2 protein-coding genes are annotated in these 3,005 nt (G+C 32.0%); both read left to right on the forward strand.

Going from position 1 to position 3,005, the window contains the following annotated elements; translation table 11 throughout:
• The first annotated feature begins 1,164 nt into the window (after nt 1-1,164).
• Nucleotides 1,165-2,055, forward strand: coding sequence for a hypothetical protein (locus N2201_07360; protein ID MCX7786016.1), 891 nt, complete (start codon nt 1,165-1,167; stop codon nt 2,053-2,055).
• Entirely contained in the window at nt 2,052-2,792 is a 741-nt protein-coding gene (locus N2201_07365; GenBank protein ID MCX7786017.1) for a hypothetical protein, read from the forward strand. The genes N2201_07360 and N2201_07365 overlap by 4 nt, the downstream gene beginning before the upstream one ends.
• Nucleotides 2,793-3,005: the final 213 nt, after the last annotated feature.

A 3,005-nucleotide genomic window follows, 5' to 3' on the forward strand; every position in this document is an offset into this window, starting at 1 on the left:
GACCGACGGTACCGCTTTATTGACCATGGAATAGCAATACTGGCAAATGTCAATGTTACAAGCCAAATTAAGATAATGTTCACACGGTCACCAAAAACAGAATAAAGATGTCATTTTAGCGACAAGCATTATACAGGCAATTAATTAGAAGTCAATAAATATTTGCACATCGAGCTGAACATTTCTAAAGTCTTAAAAGGCGAATATTCATAATATTATGGAGTTACGGGTTGCTTCAAATCCTCAAAAAGACAATAAAGAATGATGTGTAAAGAACGGCTTTGTAAAAGTTAGTGACGAGAACAAAGCAAATAGCCGATTACATCAAAAATAGAACAATAGATGAAATTTTTCCTACAGGGTTGCAAGAAGCATACCAAAATTTCTTTCTTATGTGTGACTTCGTGCCACGGATGATATATTTTATTAAGGATTCATAATTCTTATACCAGATTCAATATTCGATATTCAAAATTCTAATATCACATTTTCTGAGTGGTCTGATTTATGCCCTTGTTTGTAACCTGATAAGCAAGGATTTTAGCGGCACAAGATACGACCTGTTTCAATCTCCAAGAAGAGAAATACTAAACGCATTGTCAAAAAATCTTTTAAGGGTTCTTTTACAAGTTCTTTTATAAGCGATCCTATCAGCAGTTTTAAGCGTGTTAATGAACGAGAATCTGAATGTCCTTTTTGCTCTGGTTCGGGATTTCACATTCAGCGCCCCCAACTATACCCCTTGTAAGGAGTTGTTAGTTATTAGTTATTGGTTTTGAGCGTGTTAGATAAAATTCACCCTTTATGAAAGTTTTGTCTAATAGGCATAATTTTGTGAACCATGTCAGTTATAATAAAAAAGAGAAAATGCAAATATTGTTTTTATAAACTTGTTTTTGGGATACATTTATTGATAGTAGAGTAAAGAGCCAGACATGATACATTCAGAGTTCGTGTTCGACTCGTTTTATTCCAGTTTTTTGTTTTCTTCTAGTATTGACTTTTTACTTTTTGCGTATATTCTTCTATGTGGCTAAAATTAGTTAAATATTCAGTATGGTGAGTTATATGCGGTATTGTTTTTTTATAATATTATCATCCTTCATATTAATTCTCTGTAAATTTCCAAGTCGCTATAGCTCATTTGCTCAATATCAAAAAGGAATGTCTATTCCGAGTTGGAAAAGCGATGAGTATTTGAGTGATAGCCTTCTCCTATCACTTTTAGCATTAAAAGAGTTAGGGACCACCAATATTGCGATAACGCCTGCTTGGTATCAGTTGACAATCTCCAGTAATGACATTTATCCAACTTCTAAAACACCTTCGGATAGTGCAGTAAGAAAAATTATTTTATTAGCCGATTCTATAGGATTTGAAATAATGTTAAAACCACATATTGATTTAGAAGATAATAGTTTTCGGGGCGATATCCGGCCGACGAATTTTCCACAGTGGTTCTCATCATATCTAAATTTTATTTTACATTATGCGAAATTAGCACAAGAATTTTCTGTACCTGAATTTTGCATCGGCGCAGAACTTAAAAAAATTTCAACTCGACCCGAGTGGAGATCTTTAATTGATACACTACGCAGGATATATAATGGCAAATTAACTTATGCAGCAAATTGGGACGAATATCCCAATGTAAATTTTTGGCAAGACTTAGATTATATTGGCATTAATGGTTATTTCCCGCTAGCCGAAAATCGAGAAGCAACAATTGAAGAATATTTAGAAAATTTTCAACTTTGGTTAAATCAAATTGATAATTTCTATTCGAAAGTTAAAAAAAATATAATTATTACGGAAATTGGATTTAGAAGTATTAAAGGTAGTGGAGTTAGACCTTATGATTGGCAAACCCAAGGTGTAATGGATGAAAATTCACAAGCCAATGCTTACGAAACTATCCTTACAACTTTACAAAGAAAATCTTGGCTTTGGGGTATCTATTTTTGGAAATGGGACCCAATTCTTTACGAAGACCCAACCGGTTATAGCCCATACCATAAAAAAGCTTCTGAAGTAATAAAAAGATTTTGGCGATGATAATTTTGATTTCGGCCGTGATATTTAATTATGGTAATATTAATTTTGAAAAAGATAATCAATATGGTTTTCTTCTTAATAGTTCAATTGAAGTTTTAAAATTTACACCCCGTTGGACGATTGAGCCATTTCCCGGTAGACAAATATTTCAAAAATCCGGAATCGTGTTCTTTTGCCAAATTTGTCCAGTTAAAAAAATTGCGATTGCTGTACAGTCGGGTTTTGGAACATACTTGCATTATTCTCCTTTTTATTCTTACTTTAATTACGGAATGCTTGATTTAGATATCAAAACTTCGATTAATTTCACGGAATACATAGCAGGATTTTTAACTGCGAGAATTCCTACTGGTAATTATTCAAAATTTTTAGGTGAAGGTACATATGCAATAAAAGTTGGTATCCAAAAGAGAAATTGTTATAAAAATATAGATTTGAGTTTTGGCGGAATTTGGCAAGGCGAAAATCCCGATAAGGTGGATTGTGGCGATAAACTGTTTTGCCAATTAAAGACTAAAAATAATGTGCTCTCTCTTAATTATAATTTTCCTGATAAAGGTGGTCTGTTTGATTTATATGATTCTCCATCTTTTTCACTTGATATAAGTGTTGATGTTAAATCCTTCAAGCCTTGGCATGGTTATAAGCCGAAATTGATATTAAATCAGACAATTTTGGGAAGGGATACAGCAATGATAACTCGATTATCATTGCTATTTATCCGAATAAAACAATAGTAGCAGACAAACATTAATCAGTTCGGCTATCTTATTCATTCAATAATATATATAATAATATAAAATAACTCTATGATTTAATTTATACTTCTACAAATTTTTTCCTATTTGCTATGAAATTTCAGTTATTCTAAAAGAATACCCTATTCTCTGGCAAAATATAAAATTGTAGTTAATTAATTCTTCAAAACGATTAATTTAGTAGTGTAGAGG

This window comes from candidate division WOR-3 bacterium (assembly GCA_026418155.1).
In the GTDB taxonomy this organism is placed as follows: Bacteria; Hydrothermota; Tepidihabitantia; order Tepidihabitantales; family CAIPLT01; genus JAOABV01.